Origin of the sequence: Rossellomorea sp. NRS-1567, assembly GCF_050467885.1 — a bacterium.
Lineage (GTDB): Bacteria > Bacillota > Bacilli > Bacillales > Bacillaceae_B > Rossellomorea > Rossellomorea aquimaris_C.
On the sequence record NZ_JBITPL010000007.1, the window covers coordinates 106,320 to 130,571 of the forward strand.

The 24,252-nt window shown below is 42.9% G+C and carries 27 protein-coding genes; 16 read left to right on the forward strand and 11 right to left on the reverse strand.

Features of this window, described 5'->3' with window-relative positions:
- Nucleotides 1-101: 101 nt before the first annotated feature.
- Complete coding sequence (locus tag ACIFOD_RS05110) at nt 102-1,475, forward strand: Sau3AI family type II restriction endonuclease (RefSeq protein ID WP_430313703.1); 1,374 nt, start codon at nt 102-104, stop codon at nt 1,473-1,475.
- A 142-nt stretch (nt 1,476-1,617) separates the two neighbouring features.
- Nucleotides 1,618-2,040: a very short patch repair endonuclease gene (locus ACIFOD_RS05115; protein ID WP_430313704.1), complete on the forward strand. Its 423-nt coding sequence runs from the start codon at nt 1,618-1,620 to the stop codon at nt 2,038-2,040.
- A 36-nt stretch (nt 2,041-2,076) separates the two neighbouring features.
- Here ACIFOD_RS05115 and dcm read toward each other — a convergent pair whose 3' ends face one another.
- Together dcm and ACIFOD_RS05125 are read right to left on the reverse strand one after the other, a co-directional pair.
- Nucleotides 2,077-3,339, reverse strand: coding sequence for a DNA (cytosine-5-)-methyltransferase (gene dcm / locus ACIFOD_RS05120; protein WP_430313705.1), 1,263 nt, complete (start codon nt 3,337-3,339; stop codon nt 2,077-2,079).
- A 180-nt stretch (nt 3,340-3,519) separates the two neighbouring features.
- Nucleotides 3,520-3,843: a nucleoside triphosphate pyrophosphohydrolase gene (locus tag ACIFOD_RS05125; RefSeq protein ID WP_430313706.1), complete on the reverse strand. Its 324-nt coding sequence runs from the start codon at nt 3,841-3,843 to the stop codon at nt 3,520-3,522.
- 260 nt (nt 3,844-4,103) lie between these two features.
- Between ACIFOD_RS05125 and ACIFOD_RS05130 the strand changes: the two genes are divergently transcribed.
- Nucleotides 4,104-4,367 carry a helix-turn-helix domain-containing protein gene (locus ACIFOD_RS05130; protein WP_430313707.1) on the forward strand — a complete coding sequence of 88 codons (264 nt, stop codon included), beginning with the start codon at nt 4,104-4,106 and terminating at the stop codon, nt 4,365-4,367.
- A gap of 243 nt (nt 4,368-4,610) precedes the next feature.
- Here ACIFOD_RS05130 and ACIFOD_RS05135 read toward each other — a convergent pair whose 3' ends face one another.
- Entirely contained in the window at nt 4,611-5,636 is a 1,026-nt protein-coding gene (locus ACIFOD_RS05135) for an HNH endonuclease (RefSeq protein ID WP_430313708.1), read from the reverse strand.
- 94 nt (nt 5,637-5,730) lie between these two features.
- Between ACIFOD_RS05135 and ACIFOD_RS05140 the strand changes: the two genes are divergently transcribed.
- The 3 genes from ACIFOD_RS05140 to ACIFOD_RS05150 all read left to right on the forward strand — a co-directional run bounded on the left by ACIFOD_RS05140 (nt 5,731) and on the right by ACIFOD_RS05150 (nt 7,731).
- Nucleotides 5,731-6,555, forward strand: a complete 825-nt coding sequence (locus ACIFOD_RS05140; RefSeq protein WP_430313709.1) for a nuclease-related domain-containing protein — start codon at nt 5,731-5,733, stop codon at nt 6,553-6,555.
- 186 nt (nt 6,556-6,741) lie between these two features.
- Nucleotides 6,742-7,434 carry an alpha/beta fold hydrolase gene (locus ACIFOD_RS05145; protein WP_430313820.1) on the forward strand — a complete coding sequence of 231 codons (693 nt, stop codon included), beginning with the start codon at nt 6,742-6,744 and terminating at the stop codon, nt 7,432-7,434.
- A 96-nt stretch (nt 7,435-7,530) separates the two neighbouring features.
- Nucleotides 7,531-7,731 carry a hypothetical protein gene (locus ACIFOD_RS05150; RefSeq protein WP_430313710.1) on the forward strand — a complete coding sequence of 67 codons (201 nt, stop codon included), beginning with the start codon at nt 7,531-7,533 and terminating at the stop codon, nt 7,729-7,731.
- 71 nt (nt 7,732-7,802) lie between these two features.
- On the opposite strand, the gene ACIFOD_RS05155 is transcribed toward ACIFOD_RS05150, so the two are convergent.
- The gene (locus ACIFOD_RS05155; protein ID WP_430313711.1) at nt 7,803-8,294 is read right to left on the reverse strand and encodes an LURP-one-related/scramblase family protein; all 492 of its coding nucleotides are present in this window, start codon (nt 8,292-8,294) and stop codon (nt 7,803-7,805) included.
- Nucleotides 8,295-8,537: 243 nt separating this feature from the next.
- Nucleotides 8,538-8,996, reverse strand: coding sequence for a VOC family protein (locus tag ACIFOD_RS05160; RefSeq protein WP_430313712.1), 459 nt, complete (start codon nt 8,994-8,996; stop codon nt 8,538-8,540).
- 176 nt (nt 8,997-9,172) lie between these two features.
- Between ACIFOD_RS05160 and ACIFOD_RS05165 the strand changes: the two genes are divergently transcribed.
- Nucleotides 9,173-9,673, forward strand: coding sequence for a fasciclin domain-containing protein (locus ACIFOD_RS05165; protein WP_430313713.1), 501 nt, complete (start codon nt 9,173-9,175; stop codon nt 9,671-9,673).
- 286 nt (nt 9,674-9,959) lie between these two features.
- Nucleotides 9,960-10,598 carry a class D sortase gene (locus tag ACIFOD_RS05170; protein ID WP_430313714.1) on the forward strand — a complete coding sequence of 213 codons (639 nt, stop codon included), beginning with the start codon at nt 9,960-9,962 and terminating at the stop codon, nt 10,596-10,598.
- A gap of 393 nt (nt 10,599-10,991) precedes the next feature.
- On the opposite strand, the gene ACIFOD_RS05175 is transcribed toward ACIFOD_RS05170, so the two are convergent.
- Complete coding sequence (locus ACIFOD_RS05175) at nt 10,992-11,786, reverse strand: hypothetical protein (RefSeq protein ID WP_430313715.1); 795 nt, start codon at nt 11,784-11,786, stop codon at nt 10,992-10,994.
- A gap of 333 nt (nt 11,787-12,119) precedes the next feature.
- On the reverse strand, nt 12,120-13,877 hold the full coding sequence (gene dhaK, locus ACIFOD_RS05180) for a dihydroxyacetone kinase subunit DhaK (RefSeq protein WP_430313716.1): 1,758 nt from the start codon (nt 13,875-13,877) through the stop codon (nt 12,120-12,122).
- 249 nt (nt 13,878-14,126) lie between these two features.
- Between dhaK and ACIFOD_RS05185 the strand changes: the two genes are divergently transcribed.
- The 4 genes from ACIFOD_RS05185 to ACIFOD_RS05200 all read left to right on the forward strand — a co-directional run bounded on the left by ACIFOD_RS05185 (nt 14,127) and on the right by ACIFOD_RS05200 (nt 16,933).
- Nucleotides 14,127-15,380 (forward strand): RNA polymerase sigma factor, encoded by a 1,254-nt coding sequence (locus ACIFOD_RS05185; RefSeq protein ID WP_430313717.1) that lies wholly within the window; start codon nt 14,127-14,129, stop codon nt 15,378-15,380.
- A 102-nt stretch (nt 15,381-15,482) separates the two neighbouring features.
- Nucleotides 15,483-15,842, forward strand: coding sequence for a YciI family protein (locus tag ACIFOD_RS05190; protein ID WP_430313718.1), 360 nt, complete (start codon nt 15,483-15,485; stop codon nt 15,840-15,842).
- 65 nt (nt 15,843-15,907) lie between these two features.
- Complete coding sequence (locus ACIFOD_RS05195; RefSeq protein WP_430313719.1) at nt 15,908-16,363, forward strand: YybH family protein; 456 nt, start codon at nt 15,908-15,910, stop codon at nt 16,361-16,363.
- A gap of 120 nt (nt 16,364-16,483) precedes the next feature.
- Entirely contained in the window at nt 16,484-16,933 is a 450-nt protein-coding gene (locus ACIFOD_RS05200) for a DinB family protein (RefSeq protein WP_430313720.1), read from the forward strand.
- A 242-nt stretch (nt 16,934-17,175) separates the two neighbouring features.
- Here ACIFOD_RS05200 and ACIFOD_RS05205 read toward each other — a convergent pair whose 3' ends face one another.
- Together ACIFOD_RS05205 and ACIFOD_RS05210 are read right to left on the reverse strand one after the other, a co-directional pair.
- Nucleotides 17,176-17,949 carry a TerC family protein gene (locus ACIFOD_RS05205; protein WP_430313721.1) on the reverse strand — a complete coding sequence of 258 codons (774 nt, stop codon included), beginning with the start codon at nt 17,947-17,949 and terminating at the stop codon, nt 17,176-17,178.
- Nucleotides 17,950-17,986: 37 nt separating this feature from the next.
- On the reverse strand, nt 17,987-18,187 hold the full coding sequence (locus ACIFOD_RS05210) for a hypothetical protein (RefSeq protein ID WP_430313722.1): 201 nt from the start codon (nt 18,185-18,187) through the stop codon (nt 17,987-17,989).
- Nucleotides 18,188-18,630: 443 nt separating this feature from the next.
- Between ACIFOD_RS05210 and ACIFOD_RS05215 the strand changes: the two genes are divergently transcribed.
- Genes ACIFOD_RS05215 through ACIFOD_RS05230 form a run of 4 tightly spaced genes read left to right on the forward strand, consistent with a single transcriptional unit; the run spans nt 18,631 to nt 22,854 of the window.
- Nucleotides 18,631-20,385, forward strand: coding sequence for an alkaline phosphatase D family protein (locus ACIFOD_RS05215; RefSeq protein WP_430313723.1), 1,755 nt, complete (start codon nt 18,631-18,633; stop codon nt 20,383-20,385).
- Between the two features lie 19 nt (nt 20,386-20,404).
- Nucleotides 20,405-21,169 carry a twin-arginine translocase subunit TatC gene (tatC, locus tag ACIFOD_RS05220; RefSeq protein WP_430313724.1) on the forward strand — a complete coding sequence of 255 codons (765 nt, stop codon included), beginning with the start codon at nt 20,405-20,407 and terminating at the stop codon, nt 21,167-21,169.
- Entirely contained in the window at nt 21,166-22,599 is a 1,434-nt protein-coding gene (locus ACIFOD_RS05225) for an alkaline phosphatase PhoX (RefSeq protein ID WP_430313725.1), read from the forward strand. Before tatC ends, ACIFOD_RS05225 begins: the two co-directional genes overlap by 4 nt.
- Before the next feature lie 21 nt (nt 22,600-22,620).
- Nucleotides 22,621-22,854: a twin-arginine translocase TatA/TatE family subunit gene (locus ACIFOD_RS05230; RefSeq protein WP_430313727.1), complete on the forward strand. Its 234-nt coding sequence runs from the start codon at nt 22,621-22,623 to the stop codon at nt 22,852-22,854.
- A gap of 30 nt (nt 22,855-22,884) precedes the next feature.
- Here the strand turns inward: ACIFOD_RS05230 and ACIFOD_RS05235 are convergent, their stop codons facing one another.
- Both ACIFOD_RS05235 and ACIFOD_RS05240 read right to left on the reverse strand, forming a co-directional pair.
- Nucleotides 22,885-23,157: a hypothetical protein gene (locus ACIFOD_RS05235; protein WP_430313728.1), complete on the reverse strand. Its 273-nt coding sequence runs from the start codon at nt 23,155-23,157 to the stop codon at nt 22,885-22,887.
- A 98-nt stretch (nt 23,158-23,255) separates the two neighbouring features.
- Nucleotides 23,256-24,023: a nucleotidyltransferase domain-containing protein gene (locus ACIFOD_RS05240; RefSeq protein ID WP_430313729.1), complete on the reverse strand. Its 768-nt coding sequence runs from the start codon at nt 24,021-24,023 to the stop codon at nt 23,256-23,258.
- Nucleotides 24,024-24,252 lie beyond the last annotated feature (229 nt).

Genomic DNA, 24,252 nt, shown 5'->3' on the forward strand with positions numbered 1-24,252 from the left:
TCTTCTTGCTCCCTTAAACCCAATTCATATACATAATTTTACTTTTCTAGTAATATTAAAAATAAGAAATCTAGAAATTCTTTCAAATGAGGAGTAAATAAATGATATACGAAACGATAGAAGAATTGATGATCAAAGCACAAGCTGCAGAAGGGAAAACCTTTGGAGAAATAGATACCACTGGGCGAATAAAAAACTTACGATCTAAAGGGACATTAGGTAACATCATCGAGGAAAGCTACTTTGGATACGAAATCAACTCGGTCTCCAAACCAGACTTTGAAAACCTTGGCGTCGAACTCAAAGTCACACCCTTTAAGAAAAATAAAAATGGTACATATTCTGCAAAAGAGCGATTGGTACTGAATATCATTGATTACATGAATGAATTCAAATTGACATTCGAGACATCCTCATTCATGAGTAAGGCAGCTAAAATGTTGATTATGTTATATCAATACGAACCAGGTGTAGAGATAAATGATTATCAAATTTTTAAAGCCTTCCTAAATGAATTCTCAGAGGAAGACTTGGCAGTGATGCGCCGGGACTGGGAAACCATCGTCACAAAAATTAGGAATGGTCATGCTCATTTGATTTCAGAAGCAGATACCATGTATTTATCTGCTTCTACCAAAGGCGCAAACAAATTGAGCGTCCGCCCTCAACCTTGTTCAGCAATAGAGGCAAAACAACGTGCCTTTTCCCTTAAGGCTTCTTACATGACAGGTTTAATCCGCAAATACCTCACTCCAGAACACATGGAATCCTTTTCAAAGAAAGGTGAGCTTCAAACAAAATCACTTGATGAAATCTTGAATGAAAGGTTCAAGCCTCATTACGGGAAAAGAGTGGATCGATTATGTACTGAAGTAGGAATAAAGTATAACCCTAGCAACAAATCCATGATACCTCATTTGATGGCCCGACTGCTGGGTGTAAAGAAAAATGATATCAACGACATTGAGGAATTCTCAAAAGCAAACATCAAGTTTAAGACTGTGGGCCGTGAACCTGACGATAGCATTCGTGAACACATGTCATTTAAGAAAGTGGATTTTGGTACGGTGTTAAACGTAGAATGGGAAGAAAGTGAACTATATCAGCTGTTTGCAGAACAAAAATACCTATTCCTTGTATTTAGATACACCGAAAACTATACACCAAAAGTAAAACGAATTCCTTATTTTGAAGGAATCAAACTCTGGAATATGCCACAGCATACTATCGAAGGTGAACTGTACGATTTATGGATGCAAATAAGAAAGGTTGTTGAGGACGGAGTCGAATTGATTCCTAAAGGTAAGCGGGTATTCAACAATTTGCCTGGACCCTCGTATAACGGCATCAGCCACCTCCGTCCTAAAGCGAGTAATGGGAAAGATAAAACATTACTTCCCGATGGCCAATGGATTACTAAACAAAGCTACTGGTTGGATAGGGAATATATACAGGAAGTTTTAGATGATGAATAAAATGAAAGCCACAAGAAAAATCTTCTTGTGGCTTTCATTTTGAATAGAATCCTCTCCTTTGATTTCCAAAAGCGCTTCCTATGTTTATCTCTCTCCAAAGCTAGGTAGTATAAATATATACCATCAAAAGGAGTTCGTTAAAATGAAGAACCCTAAAACAACAGAAGAGAGAAGCAGAATCATGGGGTCCATCAAGGCTGTATCGAAATTGGAAACCATGGTGACACAAGAGTTATGGGGCCGTGGTTACAGGTTCAGGAGGAATGTCAAATCTTTAAGGGGGACGCCCGACATTGCAATCAAGAAGTATAAAGTCGTGGTATTCATAGACTCTTGTTTTTGGCACCTTTGCCCGATACATGGCAAGATACCGAAATCCCACGTCGAGTTCTGGACGGAAAAGCTGACCAGAAACCAAGAACGAGACAAGGAAGTGACCGGATACTACGAGGAAAAAGAATGGAATATATTGCGCCTTTGGGAACATGAAATACGTGGGGAATTCGAATCCGCAATCCAAAAAATCAGCGACTTCATTGATGAATCGAAAATGAATTATAAATAAAGAACTCTCCTAATCAAATCAGGAGAGTTCTTATGCTTATTTTGCATCCGTTTCAGAAAACACCAAATCAAGTTCAACTTGATTCCCATCTATGTTTTCTTTTTCGATTTCCGATACCCGTTTACCCATGCGCTCTATCAAACCGACGACCAAGGCATTCCCCATACAGAAGTATCTCATCCTGTCCGTCATACCTTCCGTCCACTCATCTGGGAATCCATTCAGGCGTTCACATTCGACCGGTGTAAGGATACGAAGCCTTTTCGTCTGAGGATCTTCCACCACATGGGAACTCCGATTGACAGTGCCTTCACTCGTCAACATCGTTCTCCCAGGCTTGTCCAGAGAATCGGGGAATGCCATGCCCCCTTCGGAAAAGACGTATTTATGTCCGGTTGCTGACGTTCTTTCAATCTTTTTAGGACCTTTTAAGTAAGTGAACTTTTCAATGGCCGCTTCAGATAAATAATATTTTTCATCAACATCAGACTGAAGAATTTCACTCAAAGGGATAGATGATTCTTCCATTGGGGTAACTTCTTCCGTATAGACCAAATCGTCCCTCATAATACCTGCATTATAATAATTCATCGAAAATTCATCTGAAATTTCCACAAGATCCTTCTTCATAATGAATGATTGAGGCTTTTTCTTCTCAGAAATACCTTCTTTCACCGGAAATGCTTTTGCAAAGAAGCCTTCCTCGTGTATCATCTGGGATTCATCGAAACTTCTTCTATTAATTACATAAGGAGTTTCATTCTTAGTGGCAAAAATGAAGACCCTCCTTCTTCTCTGGGCTTGTCCATATTCAGCCGCATTGATGACTCTCCACTCCACTGAATATCCCAAGTCCCTGAAGCTCGCCAACATGATGGAGAAGTCCCTGCCCCGTTGTTTCGAAGGGGACTTCAGCAACCGATCGACATTCTCAAGCAACACATATCTAGGACTCGTCTCCCTCATCAACCGGGTAATCTCCCAAAAGAGTACGCCTTTCTTACCTTGAAGCCCTTTTTCCCCGTTCAAACTTCTCGCAACAGAGTAATCCTGGCAAGGAAATCCACCCACAATCATGTCGATATCCTGATTCTTGAAAGTTTCTCCATCAACCGTACTAATATCTTCATTGGAGTGTATTCCTTGATTCTCAAAACGACGCTCATAACAGTCGAATGCATGTTGCGCCTTCTTGGAAGGTTCCCATTGGTTTCCCCATACTACATCGAAACCGCCAGCAGATTCCAACCCGATTCGGAATCCGCCTACGCCAGCAAATAATTCTATAACATTTATCAAAACCGAACATCCTTTCGGTATATATTTAAGTTAATTATAATAAATATTGACTAAAAGATCAACTATTTAGGCTAAATAATTTAATATTAATCAAAAGTTAATTATAACAGATAGTGCATCACTCAATATATAGGCAGATTTTGATAATCTATATAGTAGATTATTTGAAACTTCAATGAATTATTCCTCAACACCTATCAAAAACACCTTCTCCTGAAATCCCCCGCGCCTCACGGTCTTATCTTTCCGCACTGATTCCACTTCTTCAATTGTAGATCCATGCTGCTTAGCCAAAGCCCCAATAACCTCCAGCAAATCAGCAAGCTCTTCCACAGCTTCTCCATTCGTTTCAGCCGCACAGTATTCATCAAGTTCCTCATAAGCTTTTTCTTTTAAATACTTTATGTAGTCTTCATCGCTAAGGACCTTTGTTGAAAACTCCTTACCTTTACTTTCAATGATTTGTGGAATCTTATCCCGGACTAACTTGTTGTAGGTCGGCATGTTGGTGACCTCCTATGGTTGGTATTAGCTATATTTTAACATTTTATTAGGGAGTCTATAGAGCAAAGATGGACACAACAGTTACTTTCTTGCCATTTTTCATATCTCTATTAGTCGTCTGCTTGTAGTACCCCCTTCTGAAAAAGAACACGGTAAAAATAAATTCAATATTTTTTACATAATTTGTAATAACCCCACCTCCTGTTCGTGGTGCATGTTTTTCCCCAATTTGATAATGGTTCTAAAAAGGGGAGAATCCTTTGGAAAAAGAAGAAAAGAGACCCTTTGCGGTATTATTTGGGAAACTATTGAGGAGAAGAAGACTTGAAATGGGACTGAGTCAGGCTGAGATTGCCTGGATCTCTAAACTGTCAGAGGAAGGCTATGGAAGGATAGAGCGGGGAGAAAGTATTCCAACCACACTAACACTAAGCAGAATACATAATACTACAGGAATTAGTATGGACCGAATTTTTAAGGAAATTGATAGAATAGAAAAAGCGAATAAACCAGAAGAAGAATAACTTGGTAGGTTAATTGGGGGGATTACCATCAAAAAACAAGAATTAATCCTATTAAAAGGCAAGCAAACATACAATTTTACGATTGTCGGCTTTAACCGTGAACATGATTATGGGGAGGTTTATTTTACATATGATAATAGAAGGACTTCTGTTTATAGGGGTTCTGATGTGAAGGAAGTTATTAGGTTGGCTAAGAGAGAAAGCCGCAGTTTACGACAGGAGTAAGCTGCGGCTTCATTCTTTTTATAGAGTGCTTACTTTCATTTTGAGACGCTCTTTCAATTCCTTTACCGTTAAATACACTCCATCCTCTTTTCTATGAAGCATCGCATGACAATTCGGACACACTGGAATAAGATCCTCTATCGGATTCACCTGATATCCCTTTTGAATTTCATGAAGTGGTGTAAGATGATGGACATGAATGAAATCTCTCCCCACTTCCCCATATGTATCTTCAAAGTTCATCTTACATACTTGGCACTCGGCACCATAATAATCTATGCACTGCTTGCGGGCAAGAGGATTACGTTCATATGAATTAACAGTAATCGTTCTACGCTTCCCTTCCCACATTTCTGGCACTTCGTCAGGATAGACCTCAGCTGACAAATCCTTCTGAAAGAACGACATGATATAGTCACGGAGCTCACCGGTAAGTTTCATGGAACCATGGATATTCCCTTTCAAACCATGCTCCCTTAATTGATAGAGTGACAAACCTTCAGTATCAACCACATCCACCAAGCGGACACGCGTCTTGTCTCCACCAATGGATTGATCATACTTCTCTTGATCTACCCAAAACAACTGATCATAAATGGTATCATCCGTTTGAACCAATCCCTCTATAACTTCCACCTTATATCTGACCTTTTTGACACTACCTGAAACATACAAAAATAAAATATCACCATTTTCATAGTTGAAGGAACGTTTCCAGTCAAGGTATTCAAATTGGACGAATGCCCTTTCCAAGTCATATTCGCTTGGATTCGCAGGCACCAACCAGATACGGCGGGCATTCTTATGGTCCCTATCTTCTAATTCCTGGCGACGATTAGAAGCAATCTCTGGTGGCGCTATAAAACGATACTCGTCCCCTTCGAAATGGTAGGGAATATTGTACACATATCCCCTCTCGATAGGATCATAGCATCTTGAATTCTTTATATTGAGATGATTAGCAAGGTATTCTGCAGCTTCTTGAATATTGGTAGCTTCGTATAATAATTGCTCATTTTTGCTGATGGTGATGGGAGTGGGCATTGGTTGCCTCCTTAATTATTCTAAATTTAATAACGGTTAAAATTTCCATATATATGTACGATACTAAGTATATCAAACCACCAAGGAGAAATTCATGTTATTATTCCTAAGCTTTTTAAAGAAGAAGAGTGAGTCCAAACCAAAACAAGCTACTATTACTTCATCACCAAAACCGAAAAGAACCGATGAACAAATCGCTGTAAGAAAAGGAGAACTAGGAGAATACAAAATTGAGATTCAATTAGATCAACTCCCTAAGACCTACCGCCATCTAAGCGATCTCCTCATTCCGAACCCGAAAGCGAAGTCTGGCTATTCACAAATTGACCATGTGGTGATCACTCCATATGCGATTTTCACTATTGAAACGAAGAACTATCAGGGGACTATCTATGGCGGAAAAGACCGAAGCACATGGCTGGTCAATGGAAAGTTCAAAATGATGAACCCGTTTGTGCAGAACTATGGGCACATTAAAGCACTTTCTTCAATAATTGATAAGAAGTACCATGATTGGTTTGTCTCCATGGTTTCTTTTACAAAGCGATCTACATTTAAAGTGGATCCAGATTACCGTAAGATCGCTTCTAACGAATTGATTGTGTATGACATTGAGTTGTCGGAGTTTATTCATCGGAAAGTATCGGTGTTGAAAATCCAGCATAAAGAACCTCTTTTAAATGAGAGTGATATCCTGACCATTTATCAAGCCATCGCAAATGCCAATATCCCTGACCTGACCGTTAGAGAAGAGCATAAACGAGCATTGAAAAACTCTGACAAAAAGACCAGTTCCCCCCCTACATGTGAGGTTTGCGATAAATCTGTTTCTGATAAGGTTAGGGCTTATTGTTTATCGAATCCTACTTTTAAAGGCAAGGTTTATTGTTATGAACATCAGAGGAGTGTTGGAAAATAGAACAGTCTTTTTATCCAGTGAGGGTTCACATGTACCATAGAGACAAAGCCAAGTGACATCCCCCTCTCCCTCATAAGCCTTAAGACCTACACAAAAGTCCAACTCAGGCTCATTCTCAACCATGCCTTTACTCTATAAACTTAGTACATACGGTATATATGAATGAGGAGAGTGGAAAGAGTGGCGATGAATGTTTATGTGATTCATGGTTTAATGGGAACAGGAGAAATGCATTTCAAGGAGCAATTAGGTCCTTTACATGAGGAATTCACTGTTATTCCAATTGATTTGCCAGGACACGGTCAGAATAGCCGTGATGCTGATGACCCCTTTTTCGAGCATACACTTGAGTGGCTTATAAGTGAAATCAGGAAAAGAGAGCCTGGTATCTTAATTGGACTTTCGATGGGAGCAAGTTTTGCCCTGCATGCAGCAATCAGATATCCTGAATTGACAAAAGGCATTGTCCTGACAGGCTATGCTCCAAGCATCCCCGAAGAAATGCACGCGATCATGGAAAGACAATATCATTTTTTACATAACATCAAAGCAGAAGCGCCTGAAGTAGCGAAAGACTATCTTCTTCACCATGGCCCACGTTGGGAAACCACGTTACACAGGGTGGTGAAGTGTTTCACTTATCATTATCCGGCAGTATCTGATGAGCAAATAAAGAAGCTAACCATCCCTACACTACTCATAAATGGCGGAAACGAAAAACATGAAGTGGATTCGGTCCACCATCTATCATCGTTGAACAACCTTATCACACCAGGGATCATTCCAAATTGCGGACACTTAGCAAACATAGAAAACCCTTCAATGTTTAATCGAGTGACCTTAGACTTTATCGACAGTATTTCCGATAGTATTGCCTAGTCTCAAAAGAGCGAAAGGAAACTTAGCCAGAGGGACAGGTACCTTGGCCGTCATTTCAAAAGAGCCACGGGACCTGTACATGAGAGGAGAATTTTTATGGAAATGAAAAGTATCGGTATTTTAATATCCAGTCTCTCCGTCCTAACCTTTTGCATTGTAAAGGCAATGGAAGAAGCATCAAGATATATCTCCAATGGAACATTTGATTTCATGGGGTGGTACATCTATGGATTGATTGTCATCGTTTTCTTGACTGGAGTATTTTTATTAATCAAAAGGGATGAAAGTGATTCCTAGTTTTCCTTAAAAGGATATGGGGACGTATTTGAAGCGTCATCTACGCCCCCTAGTTGTTCCATTTCACCCTCTCAGTTAACCGAAGAAGCAGCCGCTTCATCAGCCTTCACACAATCAATCGCAATAACAAGTGCAATCATCATTGTTTCCATCTCTTCATTCATTACGTTCACCCTGTAACTGTCGCCCCAAGTGAACCACTCCTTCCCCACTTCGCCTACAACGTTGCCATGCTGTAATATTTGAAAATCCATATCCCACCAATTCCCCTGCACTTCAATGCCTGCCGCATCAATCGTATAACGTGCTTTTAAGAAGGAGAGCTCCTTCTTGATCGTCAAAACCTCCTGACCATTCACCTCAACTAAAAACGTCGGTAAAAAGCTGAACGTCTTCTTCGTAATCAGAGCTACTTCATCCCTGCTTGCATTCATAATGGAGAAAGTCTTCGGAACCTTCATAAAGCTTCCCTCCACATAATATCGATCTTTCTCCTTTTGATCCTTTACCGTGAACTTCCCGCTAAGACTGAATACCTTTTGCTTGATATAAAGCTGCCTCATGATTTTGCCTCCCACTCTTGAGTCTTTACCTTATTTACGTTTCAGATCGGCATTGGTTCCAAAATTCCGCACTCGTATCATCACTCAGGTTTGATCTTACTAAGCTGGGACAGCGTGAAAGATTTGAAGCTGCCTCATAAAAAAATAGAAGCACGAGATTGCCCCCGCGCTTCCTTTTTCTGATTCAAATTTCTATAGCATTTTCTTCAACAAAAGCCCTCGGTCAGTGGAAGTTCCCCCATATCACTTCTTACGGTCATACCAATCCTCAAGCGTCATCATCTCAAACTCTTCCTTATGATCCAACCTTAAAGGTGCAATAAATTCAAGAGAATTTCCATCGGGATCATGAAAATAAAGACAAGCATGGGCTTGTGGATTGTTGGGGAGTACGATTGGCTGCCGCTCCGGTGAAAAACCAAACGCTTCCCTCACCTCAATTCCTCTTTCTTTTAACCATTCCTTAGCCTCTGTTATATCTTCTGCTTCTACATGAAAGGCGATATGTCTAATGGAAGGATGATACGGAATGTTTACTTGATCGGCCTCCCACAACCCAAGCCAGCTCTTCCCTTTTTCAATCCAGACGAATGAAACGTTCTCGCTTTCATACGCTACTTCCAAGCCAAGCTTCTGATAAAAATCGATTGAATCCCTCATATCCCTTACAGGTAAATGGGCTTCATATAATCCTTTAATCATGATGGTACCTCCTTTTTCTCAATCTTAGTACTCCTCAAAGAAAAATGGCTCCGGTATTCGTTCGGAGTCTATCTAAGACTTTTGATTGAAAGAAATAATGGATAATCCTGCTAAACAAGCACATACTACCTTCTGAGTAAACAGATGTTTACATAAAAATAGCAGGAGGTAGAATGATGAAAAACAAAACATTTGCTTTGATCTTGGCAGTATTCATGGTATTCCTGACCCTTTCGAATGGGGTATCGGCTGTTGAAAACGGAGCTCCGGCAAGTAAGGATATCGTTGACACAGCTGTAGAAGCAGGTCAATTCAAAACCCTTGCAGCCGCTTTAGAGAAAGCCGGCCTGGTGGAGACATTGAAAGCCGAGGGCCCGTACACGGTATTCGCGCCGACTGATGCTGCGTTCGAGAAGCTATTGAAGAAATTAGGCATTACGGCAGAAGAATTATTAGCAAGAGAAGATTTAAAGGACATTCTCCTGTACCATGTGCTCTCAGGTAAAGTGATGTCTACAGATCTGAAAGACGGTACAAAGGCCGAAACACTAGCCAAGAAAACAGTGGACATCTCACTCGACCCCGTTCGCGTCAACAATGCCAATGTGGTGAAAGCGGATATCCAGGCTTCCAACGGTGTCATTCACGTGATTGACGAAGTGTTACTTCCGGAATAAGTTCTGGGAAAAATAAAGCTCGCTCAAAAGTCCGGTTGCGACTTTTGGAGCGAGCTTTTTTTATGGGGATGCACGGTGACGGTTCTGATGCTTCCTATCAATGTAAAAGGTATAAAAAACAGCCCTTCCTTTACGAAACGGCTGCCTGAATGTTGATTACTCATAGAAACAGACTTGTGATTTGTTACCATCCTAGTCGTAAAATTCAAAGAAATTGTTTACACCCGGGGTCTTCTTATTCCGTCGCATCGGGGTTAATTGGAATCAACCAATGAGAAATCACAACATGAGAAGAAGCAATCGCTTGCTTCTTCTTTCCCTATCTGTCTTGTTGATTGTATTCGGTCTATGGTTTGGAGGTACGAATGCCTATGCCTATCTGAAAGGGTATTGGCTCTCTCAAGCGGATCAAGTAGACGCCGCGGACTATAAAGCAGAGCCGGATGTGACGGAACAACATAAAGAACAAGAACAAAAACCCCTGTACTCTAAACGTCCCGAAAAGGGTGAAAATATAGGTGAACTTATTATTCCAAAGTTGGAGGCAAAACTGCCAATCTATCATGGAACAGATGAAGATGAACTGGAAAAAGGAGTGGGCCATTTCGCAGGAAGTGTCTTGCCTGGTGAAAAAGACAACTCCATTCTGTCAGGCCATCGCGATACAGTCTTTCGTAAGCTTGGTGAAGTTGGTGTAGGCGATCTGCTTATCGTACAAACAACTGCGGGGGAATTTACGTATAAAGTAAAGAAAGTACGGATTGTGGACAAGGACGATTCAACCGTCATCGTACCGAAACCCAACGCAACATTGACCGTTTCTACATGCTATCCTTTTCACTTTATCGGGGCATCACCTGAGCGTTATATCCTCGTGGCAGATTTAATTGCTTCAAAGGAAAAGGGCTCTGATCAATCTCTATAATAAAAGCAGGTCCCGGAAAACAGATGTTTTTCTGGTCCTGCTTTTTTGATGTGCACAGAGGCGGTTCTCGTGCTTCCAACGCATACAAAAAAAACTAGAGAACCGTCCCCTTGCTTCCATCAAAGATTAAATTCAAATAAAAAAGCCCTCCCCTCAAAAAAAAGGGAAAGACTCCTTACAAATTATCGAATTGAATTTGTTTTACTATTTCTGTTTTTAAAAATGATTATTAACATAATTGTCGTACTAATAATTATCCCTGCATATGGAAAAATCAAGGGTACATTAATGATATTAAGTAAAGTTAAAACAAGTACTAATCCACATATTATCAGTAATACTGAAAGAATATTTCTAACCACGTCAATTATTCCTCCTTTAATTTAATGTTTATTAGCCTGCTCGAACTTTAAATACGCAATAAGAAACTACGCCTTCGGTTGCTAAACCTAACCCTAACAGACAAGGTACGCACCCAGCTCCAAGCGTCCCTGCACATGCAAGACCACAGGCGATGGACATAGATGTGATTGCCCAACCAGCAATTCCTTTACTAGATAAACACTTATCAAATTCACTCCAAAAACCAGCACTTGCTTTCGTAGGTTTAAAAAATAAAAATAATGAATTTCCATTAGCAACTTTCTCATTATCAGGAGCAACTGTAAAATCCTCTTTTTCAAGCTCTAGATGTTCTTTTTTTGCTAAAATACCATCGTTATAAACTTCAACCTCAGATGTATAGTCAACATCATCGCCAATAATTTTAGTTTCATTATAATATGCTAGATTTTCATTTTCATCAAAAACAATCACGAAATAAGATACATTTAATTCTTTTTTAACATTTTTATATTTAATTGGAAGGTAAACAGCCTTATTTTCATCAAAAGTTTTGACATTAAAATTAGAGAAATCTAATTTCCCATCTGTTTTTAAACTGATCTTATTCGTAGAAAGTAATTCTTTAGTCTTTACCTTTAATTTTTGTGTATCTGATTGACTGGCATCATCAAATTTTTCATTATATTCTTCAGATTTAGTTAATAATTCTTGAATTTGTTCTTGTTTTTCTTGCATTTTCGCACTAGCTTCAATATTTTTGTATGGGCTCAAAGAAAAAGCAAAAAATATTGAAAATACCAAACTAAAAACTACAAAACCTTTAAAAAATAAGCTACGTTTCATAAAAAATACCCCTTCACCTTAAGTTTTGTTAATATTTATCTTAGGTGGAAATCTATTAACAATTAAAATATTAACATAACAAATAAATATGAAAATCCCTCTTCACCTTAAGTTTTGTTAATGTTTATCTTAAATGAGTATTTATTTACAAATTAGAATAGTTACACTATTTTTTAGCGTCTTATAGGATAAAAAAGAACTCATCATCAGGATGGGTTCTTTTTTGTGGTATTTTTACCACAGTAGCATTTCGGGAAGCATGGGGACGGTTCTGATGCTTCCTAAAAGAAGCAAGAGAACCGTCCCCTTGCTTCCCCTTGCTTCCTCCACTCCTTACCTCAAACTCTCCGAAAGTTCCGTAAAGATAACCCCAAGCGCATAGGCGCCGGCATCCGGATGACCGAGGCTTCTATCCCCTACGGTACCGGCACGTCCCATCCGGGCAACGATTTCCTTGGTTTTCTCGGCTCCTTCTACAGCGGCCGCTGCTCCTTTTTCAAAAGCGGTCTTGAAGTCTTCACCGTTTGCAGCGCTTTCTGACCAGGAATCTGCACAAGGGACGAGTGCATCCACAAGGGTTTTGTCACCGACCTCTGCTCCTCTGCCGAAGGATCTCTCGCCTGTATCTTGGATTCCCTTCACGGCTGCCTGGAGCATGTCAGCGAATTCTTTCACGGTCAGCTCCACTCGATCTTCTGCCGCTTTCCCTGCAGCACGGAATGCAGATCCCCATATCGGACCGGATGCACCACCGCAGTATTCCATGATGACCATGGAGCTTGCATCCAGGAAACTATCGATTGTGAGGTTCTCTTGACCCAGGATGTCTTTCCACTCCCGTTTCAACTGTTTGAAGCCTTTGGAAACGCTCATCCCGAAATCCCCGTCCCCGGCGTGTGAATCCAATTCACAGAACGGTACTTCGTTCTTGATGATGATGTCGCTCATTTTATCCACGAGGTAGATGATGTTTCCGAGTGTTGCTCTATCATTTTTAATCACAGCGTGTTCTTCCGATGTTTCCACTTCGAAGGAGACTGGTTTCGCTTCCTCATCTTCTTCGAGGTCGATGTACTCCACACCCGGTACAGGTCCGTCCACTCTGAACGCAGGCGCTGTACTTTCACTGGATAGCAATGTTTTCAACTCTTCATCAAGCTTCATCACAGTCAGGGAAACGCCTGCCATATCGATGCTGGTCATGTAATTGCCGACAAAAGCACGGTTAATCTGGATTTTTTTATCCGCCAAGACGCGGGTGATGGAATTGTTGAAAAGATAAAGTTCCTGCAGCGGCGTGCCACCAAAGCCATTTACAAGGACCGCAAGCTCGAAGGAGTCACCATCCTCTATTTTCAGATCCTTCAGAAGGTCGTTTACCATACGCTCTGCCAGTTCATCAGCAGACGCCATTTTTTCCCGTCTTGTCCCCGGCTCTCCGTGGATTCCGACACCATATTCAATTTCGTCATCAGCCAATTTGAACGTCGGTGATCCGCTGGCTGGGACGGTGCAGGATGTCAGTGCGAAGCCAATGCTGCGGACATTTTCAGCAGCCTTTTCTGCCACGGCTTTCACTTCCAGCAAGTCCCTTCCCTCTTCAGCAGCCGCTCCGGCAATTTTATGTACCAACACAGTTCCCGCGACACCGCGGCGTCCCACTGTATAAAGGCTGTCTTCCACGGCAATATCATCATCCACTTTGACATATTCCACGGGGATGCCATCCTCAGAAGCCATGTGAGCCGCATTTTTAAAATTCATGATATCCCCGCTGTAATTCTTAATGACAAGCAGGGCTCCCTTTTTACCGGCAGTTGCCTTAATTGCCTGATAGACTTGGTTCTGCGAAGGCGACGCAAACACATCACCGCACACAGCAGCATCAAGCATCCCTTTCCCCACAAGCCCCGCATGTGCAGGCTCATGTCCGCTTCCACCGCCGCTGATCAACGTGACCTTATCTTCATTCAAGTCCTTCTTCTTCATCACCTTATACTTTTTCATAAACTCAAGCTCCGGATGAGCCATGGCCATCCCATTGCACATCTCCACAACCAAATCTTCAGGTTCATTCATGACTTTCTTCATTCATAACTCCTCCTTCAGTTTTGTGATTGCCCAAATTATCTCACTCACCACGTTAAAACGAAAGCAAGAAGCATGGGGACGATTCTGATGCTTCTTCTTGATGTTTAAATGAAGCACGAGGTCCGTCCCCATTGATCTTATGATAAAATGATATTATCAGAATTTTACAATTAATTTTAGAATGATGTGTCCATATTGGTTTCTTTTTGATTTAGAATACGTAATGCATTTGGGAAAGGAGGAACACACATGAAAGAGACTTTAATCCACCAAAGGATTGAGTCGATTTGGAGAGCGGAATCCGCTAAAGTAGTGGCATCACTTACTCGGATGGTGAGGGATATAAGTATTGCTGAGGACCTTGCTCAAGACACACTGATCATAGCGCTTCAGCGTTGGCCAGTCTCTGATATTCCGGATAACCCTGGTGCATGGCTGATGACTGTGGCTAAAAGAAAAGCCATAGACATGCTTCGCAGAAAAAAAAGACTGGATCAAAAATATGAACAAATGGCTTACTCGATGAATGCTCATTATGATCATGACTTGGCTGATGAAATGGACGAAGAAATGGAGGAAGATGTGCTGAGGCTGATTTTCATGACATGTCATCCAGTGTTATCCAAAAACGCTCGTGTCGCCCTTACATTAAGACTGGTCGGGGGACTGACAACAGAAGAAATCGCAAACTCGTTTCTTGTCCTTGAACCGACGATCGCCCAGCGAGTGGTGAGGGCAAAACGAAAACTTGCGGCAGCCAATGTTCCTTTCGAGGTTCCTAAGGAGGCAGAGTACGCGGAAAGGCTTTCTTCCGTATTGGAAGTGATCTATCTTATGTTCAACGAGGGATATTCGGCTTCTTCAGGTGAACATTTAATACGAATAAATCTATGTAATGAAGCATTAAGAATGGGAAGAGCCTTAGCAGATCTCATTCGTCTAGAATCGGAAGTGCATGGTCTTGTTGCCCTAATGGAAATACAAGCATCTCGATTTAAAGCACGAACAAATACTGAAGGCGAAATGGTTTTGCTAGAGGATCAAAACCGCTCGTTGTGGAATCAGGAACACATCAACCGGGGTTTTGCTTCACTAAGAAAAGTGGAAGACCTGGGAGGCACAATTGGAATGTATGCATTGCAAGCTGCTATAGCTGCTTGTCATGCAGAAGCCAACTCACCGAAAAAAACCAATTGGGAGCGAATTTCAACTCTATATCGCGCGCTTTCACATATTGCTCCTTCTCCCGTCGTTGAACTGAATCGGGCGGTTGCCATTTCAATGGCCTATGGACCAAGTGCAGGCTTGGAGATTGTCAATTCTTTACTTAAGGACCCGGCGTTGAAGAATTATCATTTACTTCCAAGTGTCAAAGGCCATTTCCTCTTAAAGCTAGAAAGAAAAAAGGAAGCATGTAAAGAATTCCAGCGTGCTGCTTCGTTAACACAAAATGTACAGGAACAGAAATTTCTATTAAAACAGGCTAAAGATTGTATGAAATAAAAAATTAATTATTTATGTCGATTTTCCGACTTGCTGATCGTTGTATGAGTAGATACAAAAAATTTGAGTGACCTGGGAGAGATGATGATGATATTTTTATGTATGGGCTATTTCAACTCTGAAAAAATGGATGCACGCCCAAGGGCGGAGATCGAGGCTGTTATGGAGGAATGCCAGCCACACACGGAGAAATTTTACGAAACTGGGAAGGTGCTGCTTGATGCAGGTCTGGAGTCAGAGATCAAAAACTTGCGCCGTGTGGACGGGAAGGTCATGGTATCAGATGGCCCGTTTACAGAAACGAAAGAGCTGATTGGCAGCATATTCATTTTTGAAGCAGAGGACATGGATGAGGCGATCCAGCTTGCCTCTATTCATCCGACCACGCAATTGAATATAGGAGAAGAGTTCGGATGGCGAATCGAGATCCGTCCTGTTCATTTTTTTAAGAATGATAAGTGAGTGACTAAGTAAATTAATTCATATTTTTCTAAAAGAATGACCATTTTGATCAAGGAGTGGATGATATGACGGATGGAACGAGTTTCGTTCAGGACGTTCTTGAAACGTACAAACGAGCAGTCTATGAAAGCGATGTTGAAAAATTCCTATCTATCTATTCGGCAGACGTACATATTTATGACTGCTGGGGAAACTGGGAGTGTAAGGGTCTCTCTTTATGGAAAGATAGTGTGACAGAGTGGTTCAATGGTGTGAAGGAAGACGGATATTTACTAAAAGTGGATATGAATGATTTAGTTATTGAGGAAAATACGAATGTTGCATTCGCTCATTGTGTTGTGACTTACTCTGCTTTCAGAGAAAATTCTGAAGAGATACTTCGTCAAATGACCAACCGTTTCACATTTGGCTTAAAAAAAGGGAACGGATCTTGGCTTATCACACACGAACATTCTTCATTGCCAATCGATATGCAAACTGGAAAAGGGATCTTCAACCGAGAGATGGGCGAGGAAAAATAATACCTCTATTTCATTTCACAATCGGGTGCATTTCTTCAAGAAGGAGAAATGCTTTTTTTATGGGATGGATAAAAAGTGTGCAGGGTTCTAATAGAGTTTAAAAGGAAAGGGGACACGAACATGACTGACCTTACATTGATCGAAACATACAAAAGCTTTTTACAAGCATATTCTCCAGAGCAGCTAAGGTATATCCCCGAACAAGGTGTCTGGTCTATCCGTCAAATGTATGACCATCTACTTGTCGTGGCTCATGAGTATCTGGACAGCGTTGAAGCTTGTGAGCTGGCTAGTGGAGAGCAAACGCAGGGGAAAACAGAGTTTGGAGAATACTTATTTAACATTGGTGGATTCCCGCCAATTAAAATCCAATTACCGCCCGAACTTAATGCTGCCCCCGACAATACAAAAACGAAAGAGGATATTAGACGAGAGCTCGATCAACTAATGGAACGAATGACAGGATTGAAAATGAAGGTAGACGATAAATGCAGTTATTATAAGACTGCATTGGAAGCCGGTACGGAAGATGTTCATAAGGATAATAAGATTGAGATTATCAATCCATGAGGCTGCACCCGAGGCCATAGAATCCTGGGTAAGGGTTCTATATTTTTTTGATAGAGGAATGATACCGGGCTCTGTCCATTTTCCCACGGTAAACAAGGATCTGGTGCTGAAAAGGACTGTTATTACTTTCATATTGGTTTATATTTAATAAGAAAACAAGCAGGGAATGATTGACCTGCTTGTTTCTTTTGGGACTAATGCTTCCTCTTACTCTTTTAGAAGTACGGGAAACTTCTTACCTTTTAACCTCTCAATTCTTCAGCTTCCTTCGGCTTCGACTTAACCCAACCCACAATTCCGATTCCGATCAATACCGTCCAGAAGATCCCTTTCCAAACAGAGCCCTTTGCAAACTCGTAGGAGATGAACCCAAGGGAAGGATGGGCTAATGCGTAGACCGCAAGCTTGACGCCGACCCAGCCGACAATAACGAAGGCAGCTGATTCAAGACCGGGACGCTTTTCCAGAAGGCTGACAAATGCCGATGCGGCAAATCGCATGATGACGAGGCCGATGATTCCCCCGAGTAAGATGACGATGAAATGCCCGCCGTCAAGTCCCCCGATTGCGGGAAGGTTGGTCTCGGGAAGCGTCACTGCGAGAGCGACCGCTGCCAGGATGGCATCCACCGCGAATGCGATATCCGCCAATTCCACTTTGATGACGGTCCACCAGAAACCGGACCCCTTTGTCCCTTCCATATCTTTCACTTTTTCAATTTGTTTCTTGATCACATGTTTCTTGAGTAAATGGTAGATAGCGATCCCAAGCAGGTACACGGCACCGATGGCTTGCACCTGCCAGATATCGACAAGATACGAAATCAGGAACAAGGAACCGAACCGGAACACAAACGCTCCCGCCAAGCCGTAAAACAAAGCCTTCTTCCGCTTATCCTCCGGCAGGTGCCGGACCATCGTCGCAATGACCAACGCATTATCCGCAGCCAGGATTCCCTCCAAAGCGATCAAAATCATCAAAACCCATCCATACTCCAGTAATAGCGACCATTCCAATGATCATCCCTCTTTCCTCATTTTTATTGAAAAACCTTTACATGGACGACCGGCTCGCTGCAACTTGTTCTGAATCCAACTCCTTCCCCAATAGAAAAAGACCTCTACCGATTGGTAAAGGTCTTTCGTCTGCATCTATACAGAGGGGTTCCTTTACCTTGTAGGCAAAGGTCTCGCAAGCAACAACGCGGTTGCCAAGCAGGCCGGAGACGGGAATCCCATCACGAAATGACGACATACTTGAAAGCTACTCCCCTTTGGAGTCTTATTCAATTGTTTCACCAAAATGGTGATCTTAAGATAAATATAGCAAGTGGACAAGTACGTGGTCAAGTAGGTAATTGGTTTATTTTTTCCTCGATAGAAATGGGGATGGGTTTCATTGTTCCTTATTTCAGTGACCGGATATCTCCTTCTCCCTTTACCATAATATTCATTTTAATGTGTAGTTTTCTTTTCATCCATGTTAAGAAATCCGGGTCTGACCTCCCAATGAAAATGAGTGAAAACTGCTGAATCTTCCCTATTTATTAAAATATTCAATCAATAAACATCCTTTTGTCCCAGGAATGATGACCCTCCTGTTCTATCCTCTGTTTACATTCATTTACAGTACATTAAAACTGGTCTCCTATACTATGAACTGTTCGATTCAATAGATTCATGAAGGGAGTCATCCACATGACCAATGAGAAATCGATGGGAAATTGGATTCAAAAGCTCAATAAAGAGACCTTACATAAAGGGGTCGACCGTCGCAGTTTCCTTCAAGGGGCGGGGAAAGTCGCCGGCATTTCGTTAGGGGCGGCGATTGCTCAATCCATGGGTGGTTTCTCTGTCTCTGCAGAAGAAGCCGGGTTAGAGGATTATCCGTTTTTACTTGGGGTAGCTTCCGGTGACCCGCTCCCGGATAGTGTCGTGTTATGGACACGTTTAGCCACGGACCCGCTTAATGGCGGTGGCATGCCTAATCGTAACATTCCAGTGAAGTGGGAAATTGCGAAAGATGAACATTTCCGCCGTATTGTTCAGCGCGGCACGGAAGTGGCAAGTCCGGCCCTCGCACATTCCGTTCATGCAGAAGTTGGGAACCTGGAATCAGGCACGTTGTACTATTACCGATTCAAAGTCGGGAAGGATTACAGCCCGATTGGAAGAACGAAAACCCTTCCAGCCCTGAATGCAGAGGTCGCAAGCCTGACTTTTGCCTTTGCTTCCTGCCAGCAATATGAGCATGGCTATTATACGGCCTATAAGCATATGGCGAAAGAAGACCTTGATCTCGTTTTCCATCTTGGAGACTACATTTATGAATACGGTCCTGATGAGTATGTAGCCAAATCGGGAAATGTGCGACACCATAAAGGTCCTGAAATCCGTTCGTTGGAGGACTACCGAAACCGTCATGCTCAATACCGGACAGATGCGGACCTGCAGGCTGCTCATGCTGCTTTCCCTTGGGTGGTCACATGGGATGACCATGAAGTGGAAAACAACTATGCCGACATGATTCCTGAAAATGGCCAGTCTGTGGAAGAGTTCGTGCAACGGCGTGTGGCTGCCTATCAAGCTTACTATGAACATATGCCGTTAAGGCGTTCTTCGATGCCACATGGAGTGGACATGCAGCTCTACCGTCAGTTCTCATACGGGAAGTTAGCGAATTTCATGGTGCTCGATTCCCGTCAGTATCGTTCTGATCAGGCGAATGGGGATAAAAGCTCTCCCCAGACGGAAGAATCCCTGGATCCTTCACGCACCTTGCTGGGCGGCAAGCAGGAACAGTGGGTCCTTGATCATCTCGGCAAATCGACTGCTTCCTGGAATGTACTTGCCCAGCAAATCTTTTTTGCCAAAAGAAATTATGGTCCTAGCCCTGATCAACCTCGTTACAGTATGGATGGCTGGGATGGCTACACACCTGCAAGGGAGCGCATCACGGAATTTGCCCATAAGGAAAACATGGATAACTTGATCGTCCTGACAGGTGATGTACACGCGAACTGGGCTTCCAATATCCTGGCAGACTTTGATGATCCATCTTCCAACATGCTTGGAGCCGAGTTCGTCGGAACGTCGATCACATCAGGTGGAGACGGGGCAGACAAGCGCGCGGACACAGACCGGATTCTGGCACAGAACGACCATATTAAATTTTTCAACGATTATCGTGGGTATGTCCGCTGTCATGTCACGCCGAAACAGTGGAGAGCAGATTATCGTGTGGTTCCATTCGTCTCGAGTCCCGGGGCAGATATATCTACCAGAGCGTCATTTGTTTACGAAAAAGATTCAGAAGGACTGGAGGAACTATCAACATCAACCGTTCCCCAAGGGATACAGACGTCTTCTGAGGTGGAAGAGGATCGTCATGAAGCGCACAACCGGGCCCATAAAAAGCAGGCCCAAAAAGGCAAACATATGCAAATGAACTAGCATCAAGGGGGCTGAGGCCATGAAAGATTGCAACCAGCAGCTGATCGGACACTTGGAAGAGCTCAGGAGCCGGGCCATTAAAACCGTACTCGCTTTCATTGGTTTCCTTATAGTGGGGATGGCTTTTATAAAACCGATCTACGGGTGGCTGATCAGGGATTTAGACATGAAGCTGGCGATTCTCGGACCGAGTGAGATTCTTTGGGTGTACTTGATGATTGCCGCCGTCTTCTCACTGGCTGCAACCATACCTGTCGCTGCCTATCAAATATGGAGGTTTGTCTCTCCAGGTCTGAGTCCGACAGAAAGAAAAGTCACGTTACGCTTCATACCCGCACTGTTCTTTTTGTTTATTTCCGGCATTGGGTTCGGTTACTTTTTACTTTTCCCGATCGTCCTGAACTTCTTGACCACCCTGTCAGCCGACCAATTTGAAACGATGTTCACAGCGGAGAAATACTTCCGATTTATGCTTCACCTTACTCTCCCTTTTGGATTGTTATTTGAAATGCCTTTAGTGATCGTCTTTCTGACGGTACTTGGCATTTTGGATCCAGCCAAATTGAAGAAATCAAGAAGGATCGCCTATTTCTTGCTGATTGTCATTTCCGTGCTGATTACGCCGCCGGATTTCCTGTCGGATGTACTCGTCATCCTGCCGCTCCTTCTTTTATATGAAATCAGCATTACATGTTCAACGATCGCCTATAAGAAACGCGCTTCTCAATCGACGGAGTCACATGCAGGTCAAGAGAATTTAGTTCTAAGGAGTGAAAAGACGTGAATAAACACGACATGAACAGAAGAGACTTTCTGAAAGCAAGCGGGATCGGTACAGCTGCCCTTGCCCTCGGTAGCACTGGATTGATGTCTTTCGGTGGAAATAAAGCATTTGCCGGCACATCCCAAAACAGGAAAACGACCGGCGGCTATGGTCCCCTTGTCAAGGACCCTGGCGGCGTGATGGATCTCCCCCGCGGTTTCCAATACCGGATCATTTCTGAGGAAGGCAAATCATTATCGGATGGCAGACCCGTCCCTGCCAAGTTCGATGGGATGGCCGCCTATAGTGGCCCCCATAACTCCACCATCCTCGTGAGAAATCATGAATTGAGCGGTAACAGTCCATACCCCGTGATCGGGAAAAATCCATACCGTCGTGAAGAATCGGGCGGGACCACTTCCTTGGTTGTCGGTCCTGACCGCCAAGTCATGAAGGAATATGTCTCTTCTTCCGGTACCATCCGTAACTGCGCAGGCGGAGCGACTCCTTGGGGCACATGGCTCACATGTGAAGAAACGCTTGCAGAAGGTCATGGCTATGTGTTCGAAGTGGATCCAAACAACCCTGAAAACAACATCTCGAAAACCCCGATCCGCGACATGGGTGCCTTTTCCCATGAAGCCACGGCCATTGACCCGGCAACTGGGATCGTCTATTTAACCGAGGACGCCGGTCCCAGTTACTTGTATCGCTTCCTTCCGAACGACCGCAGTCAAAGGGTCGGTGCCCTGCAAAAAGGCGGAAAGCTTCAAGCGGCAGCCTTTGAAGAGATGAGCCGAGACGAAACAAGCTCTTTCCATACAGGTCAGAAATTTGGGGTTGTATGGAAGGATGTCAATCCAGAGAAACCGACCCTTGATGCAGGCAGACAAGGATGCATTGCCTTCAGCCGTCTCGAGGGGGCTTATTTTGAAGGCGGCGTGTTCTGGTTTGATGATACATCCGCCGGGGATAAAGAGTTGGGCCGTGTGTACCGCTATATTCCGGCCACCAATACACTGGAGCTCTTCTATGAATCTACTGCTCAAAATGACCTGGAAATGCCTGATAATATTTGTATCACTCCTTGGGGAGACCTGTGGATCGCGGAAGACGGCGGCGGTGTCGACCGTGTCATCGGGATGACACCAGAAGGCGAAACGTACGTGTTCGCAGAGAATAAAGTGAACAATTCAGAGCTTGCAGGACCAACGTTCTCTACAGATGGCCGAACCTTCTTCATCAATATTCAATCACCCGGGATGACCTTTGCGATCTGGGGACCATTCGCCAGAAAAAATGCATCCCGCAGAAGGCTGATGGGCCATGCTGCACCACCGGCTGCCTACGCACCGAACATTTCTGACAAACTATCTACCTTTGCCGAAGTTCAGGGAATGTCAAACCTAGAAGCAGCTGCGCTCGCACGCCATGGCATGCCCATTCTATAAACCCAACAGGAGGCGAAAATTATGCTAACGAATATCGGAATCCCAGGATTAATTCTTGTACTAGTCATCGCTTTGATCATCTTTGGACCTTCCAAACTCCCAGAAATCGGACGTGCTTTCGGAAGTACATTAAAAGAATTCAAAAGTGCTACCAGTGATCTTATGAGTGGAAACGATCAAGAGAAGACTACTTCTGCAGACGAAGGTCAAAGACTGAAAGCCGTGGAGAAAGATAAGCAACAGACAGGTAGCTGATATTTATCACATAAAAACGTCCAGGGTTTTTTACTCTGGACGTTTTTGATGATGGGAATCCATTTCTTTATCTTTGATCGTTCCCCTCTTTTCTTTCAAATAGTTTTCATATACCTCTTTTGCTTTATCAGCTCTCGGTAAATCATTTAATAGTCTTCTATGTATGTCATTCAACAGATAGAGACCCCTGAACATACAACCTGCAATGATGCCGAAAGCAAGAATACCACCTACCCAGGGTCCCGATATAAGTAAGATCAAACCCAGTATACTCGCTAAAAAAATGGATAGTATCAAGTACAAACCAGCAAATCCCCTATTCTTCTATCAATTTGTCCCTCATTAAAAGTAACCAGGAACAGCTTCAGTTCTACAATTCTGACATGCCTGCCTTATTATGATCACTTCACTTTTCCAATCATCAACCCCATAAACGAATCAATCTGAGCTCCATCATCCCCAAGCTCACCCCGAATCCAATCAAACTCACTCTCTAACAGACACGCAATCTTTCGCACAGCGTCCTCATGACGAGAAGGCGTCATCTCCTCATAAATCTCCACCACCCTGTCTTGCATCTCTTCAGGCAAATCCCGGTGAATCGTCTTCAACCCAAGTACTGCCCGCTCCTTCGCATATCGCGAGAGCAGAATAATCGTCACACTCCTCATAGAATGCCGCAGCATTTCCACTGCCCACGTATGATTGCCTCTGGCCGCTGCTTTCTGATGTTGAAACAGGAACCAGGCTGCGTCGAGGACGTTATCCCTGAACTGCTCTTTGGAGATGGTCAAGTTTTGGGTAGATTCGTATTTTTCCATCAGATTGTCAGGGTCATATAACACAGTAAAGAAATCCTTCTCCTGTATCGTCTTTTCCGTTACCGTGAACAGATCGATGTGCAGCCAATCCTCGTAGATGGCAATGATCTGCGGCGCGATGATGAAGATATCATCGTGAAAGAGGAGGTCCTTGTACGCCTTTAAGTGATGTAGACGCCGGGTCAGAAATTCCTTTTCCTCCCCTTCCTCCACCAAACAGTACAGGTCGATATCGGAGTGTTCATCGTGTTCTTTCCTTCCCATCGATCCCTTTAAGAATACACTCCGGACACTGTGATCCTTTTTTAAACTCTCAAGCACTTTCTCTACGGCCACTTCCTGACGCATATCCATTTCCCCTTCGTAAAAAAGTATATTACGCCATTATACCAATTTTTTCATATTAAAGTAAGGTGAAAATTTAATACAGACCAGCTCCATATTTCCTCCATATTAATTGAAACATCAACATTTTCCTGCGATTTCAAAATAGAACCTCAACCTTATCAAAAATTCAAAAAGGTCACCCATTAGACTGAGAGTATCAGGAAATGTTTTACATTTCTATTATAAAGGG

Excerpts from the sequence above, each read along its gene's own strand:
- ACIFOD_RS05195 (WP_430313719.1), top strand. The coding sequence starts at position 15,908 with ATGACGGATGGAACGAGTTTCGTTCAGGACGTTCTTGAAACGTACAAA.
- ACIFOD_RS05140 (WP_430313709.1), top strand. The coding sequence starts at position 5,731 with ATGTTATTATTCCTAAGCTTTTTAAAGAAGAAGAGTGAGTCCAAACCA.
- tatC (WP_430313724.1), top strand. The coding sequence starts at position 20,405 with ATGAAAGATTGCAACCAGCAGCTGATCGGACACTTGGAAGAGCTCAGG.
- ACIFOD_RS05160 (WP_430313712.1), bottom strand. The coding sequence starts at position 8,996 with ATGATTAAAGGATTATATGAAGCCCATTTACCTGTAAGGGATATGAGG.
- ACIFOD_RS05230 (WP_430313727.1), top strand. The coding sequence starts at position 22,621 with ATGCTAACGAATATCGGAATCCCAGGATTAATTCTTGTACTAGTCATC.
- ACIFOD_RS05200 (WP_430313720.1), top strand. The coding sequence starts at position 16,484 with ATGACTGACCTTACATTGATCGAAACATACAAAAGCTTTTTACAAGCA.
- ACIFOD_RS05175 (WP_430313715.1), bottom strand. The coding sequence starts at position 11,786 with ATGAAACGTAGCTTATTTTTTAAAGGTTTTGTAGTTTTTAGTTTGGTA.
- ACIFOD_RS05190 (WP_430313718.1), top strand. The coding sequence starts at position 15,483 with ATGGGCTATTTCAACTCTGAAAAAATGGATGCACGCCCAAGGGCGGAG.
- ACIFOD_RS05215 (WP_430313723.1), top strand. The coding sequence starts at position 18,631 with ATGACCAATGAGAAATCGATGGGAAATTGGATTCAAAAGCTCAATAAA.
- ACIFOD_RS05145 (WP_430313820.1), top strand. The coding sequence starts at position 6,742 with ATGAATGTTTATGTGATTCATGGTTTAATGGGAACAGGAGAAATGCAT.
- ACIFOD_RS05210 (WP_430313722.1), bottom strand. The coding sequence starts at position 18,187 with ATGTCGTCATTTCGTGATGGGATTCCCGTCTCCGGCCTGCTTGGCAAC.
- ACIFOD_RS05115 (WP_430313704.1), top strand. The coding sequence starts at position 1,618 with ATGAAGAACCCTAAAACAACAGAAGAGAGAAGCAGAATCATGGGGTCC.
- ACIFOD_RS05165 (WP_430313713.1), top strand. The coding sequence starts at position 9,173 with ATGAAAAACAAAACATTTGCTTTGATCTTGGCAGTATTCATGGTATTC.
- ACIFOD_RS05240 (WP_430313729.1), bottom strand. The coding sequence starts at position 24,023 with ATGCGTCAGGAAGTGGCCGTAGAGAAAGTGCTTGAGAGTTTAAAAAAG.
- ACIFOD_RS05110 (WP_430313703.1), top strand. The coding sequence starts at position 102 with ATGATATACGAAACGATAGAAGAATTGATGATCAAAGCACAAGCTGCA.
- ACIFOD_RS05155 (WP_430313711.1), bottom strand. The coding sequence starts at position 8,294 with ATGAGGCAGCTTTATATCAAGCAAAAGGTATTCAGTCTTAGCGGGAAG.
- ACIFOD_RS05150 (WP_430313710.1), top strand. The coding sequence starts at position 7,531 with ATGGAAATGAAAAGTATCGGTATTTTAATATCCAGTCTCTCCGTCCTA.
- ACIFOD_RS05135 (WP_430313708.1), bottom strand. The coding sequence starts at position 5,636 with ATGCCCACTCCCATCACCATCAGCAAAAATGAGCAATTATTATACGAA.
- dhaK (WP_430313716.1), bottom strand. The coding sequence starts at position 13,877 with ATGAAGAAAGTCATGAATGAACCTGAAGATTTGGTTGTGGAGATGTGC.
- ACIFOD_RS05170 (WP_430313714.1), top strand. The coding sequence starts at position 9,960 with ATGAGAAGAAGCAATCGCTTGCTTCTTCTTTCCCTATCTGTCTTGTTG.
- ACIFOD_RS05185 (WP_430313717.1), top strand. The coding sequence starts at position 14,127 with ATGAAAGAGACTTTAATCCACCAAAGGATTGAGTCGATTTGGAGAGCG.
- ACIFOD_RS05125 (WP_430313706.1), bottom strand. The coding sequence starts at position 3,843 with ATGCCGACCTACAACAAGTTAGTCCGGGATAAGATTCCACAAATCATT.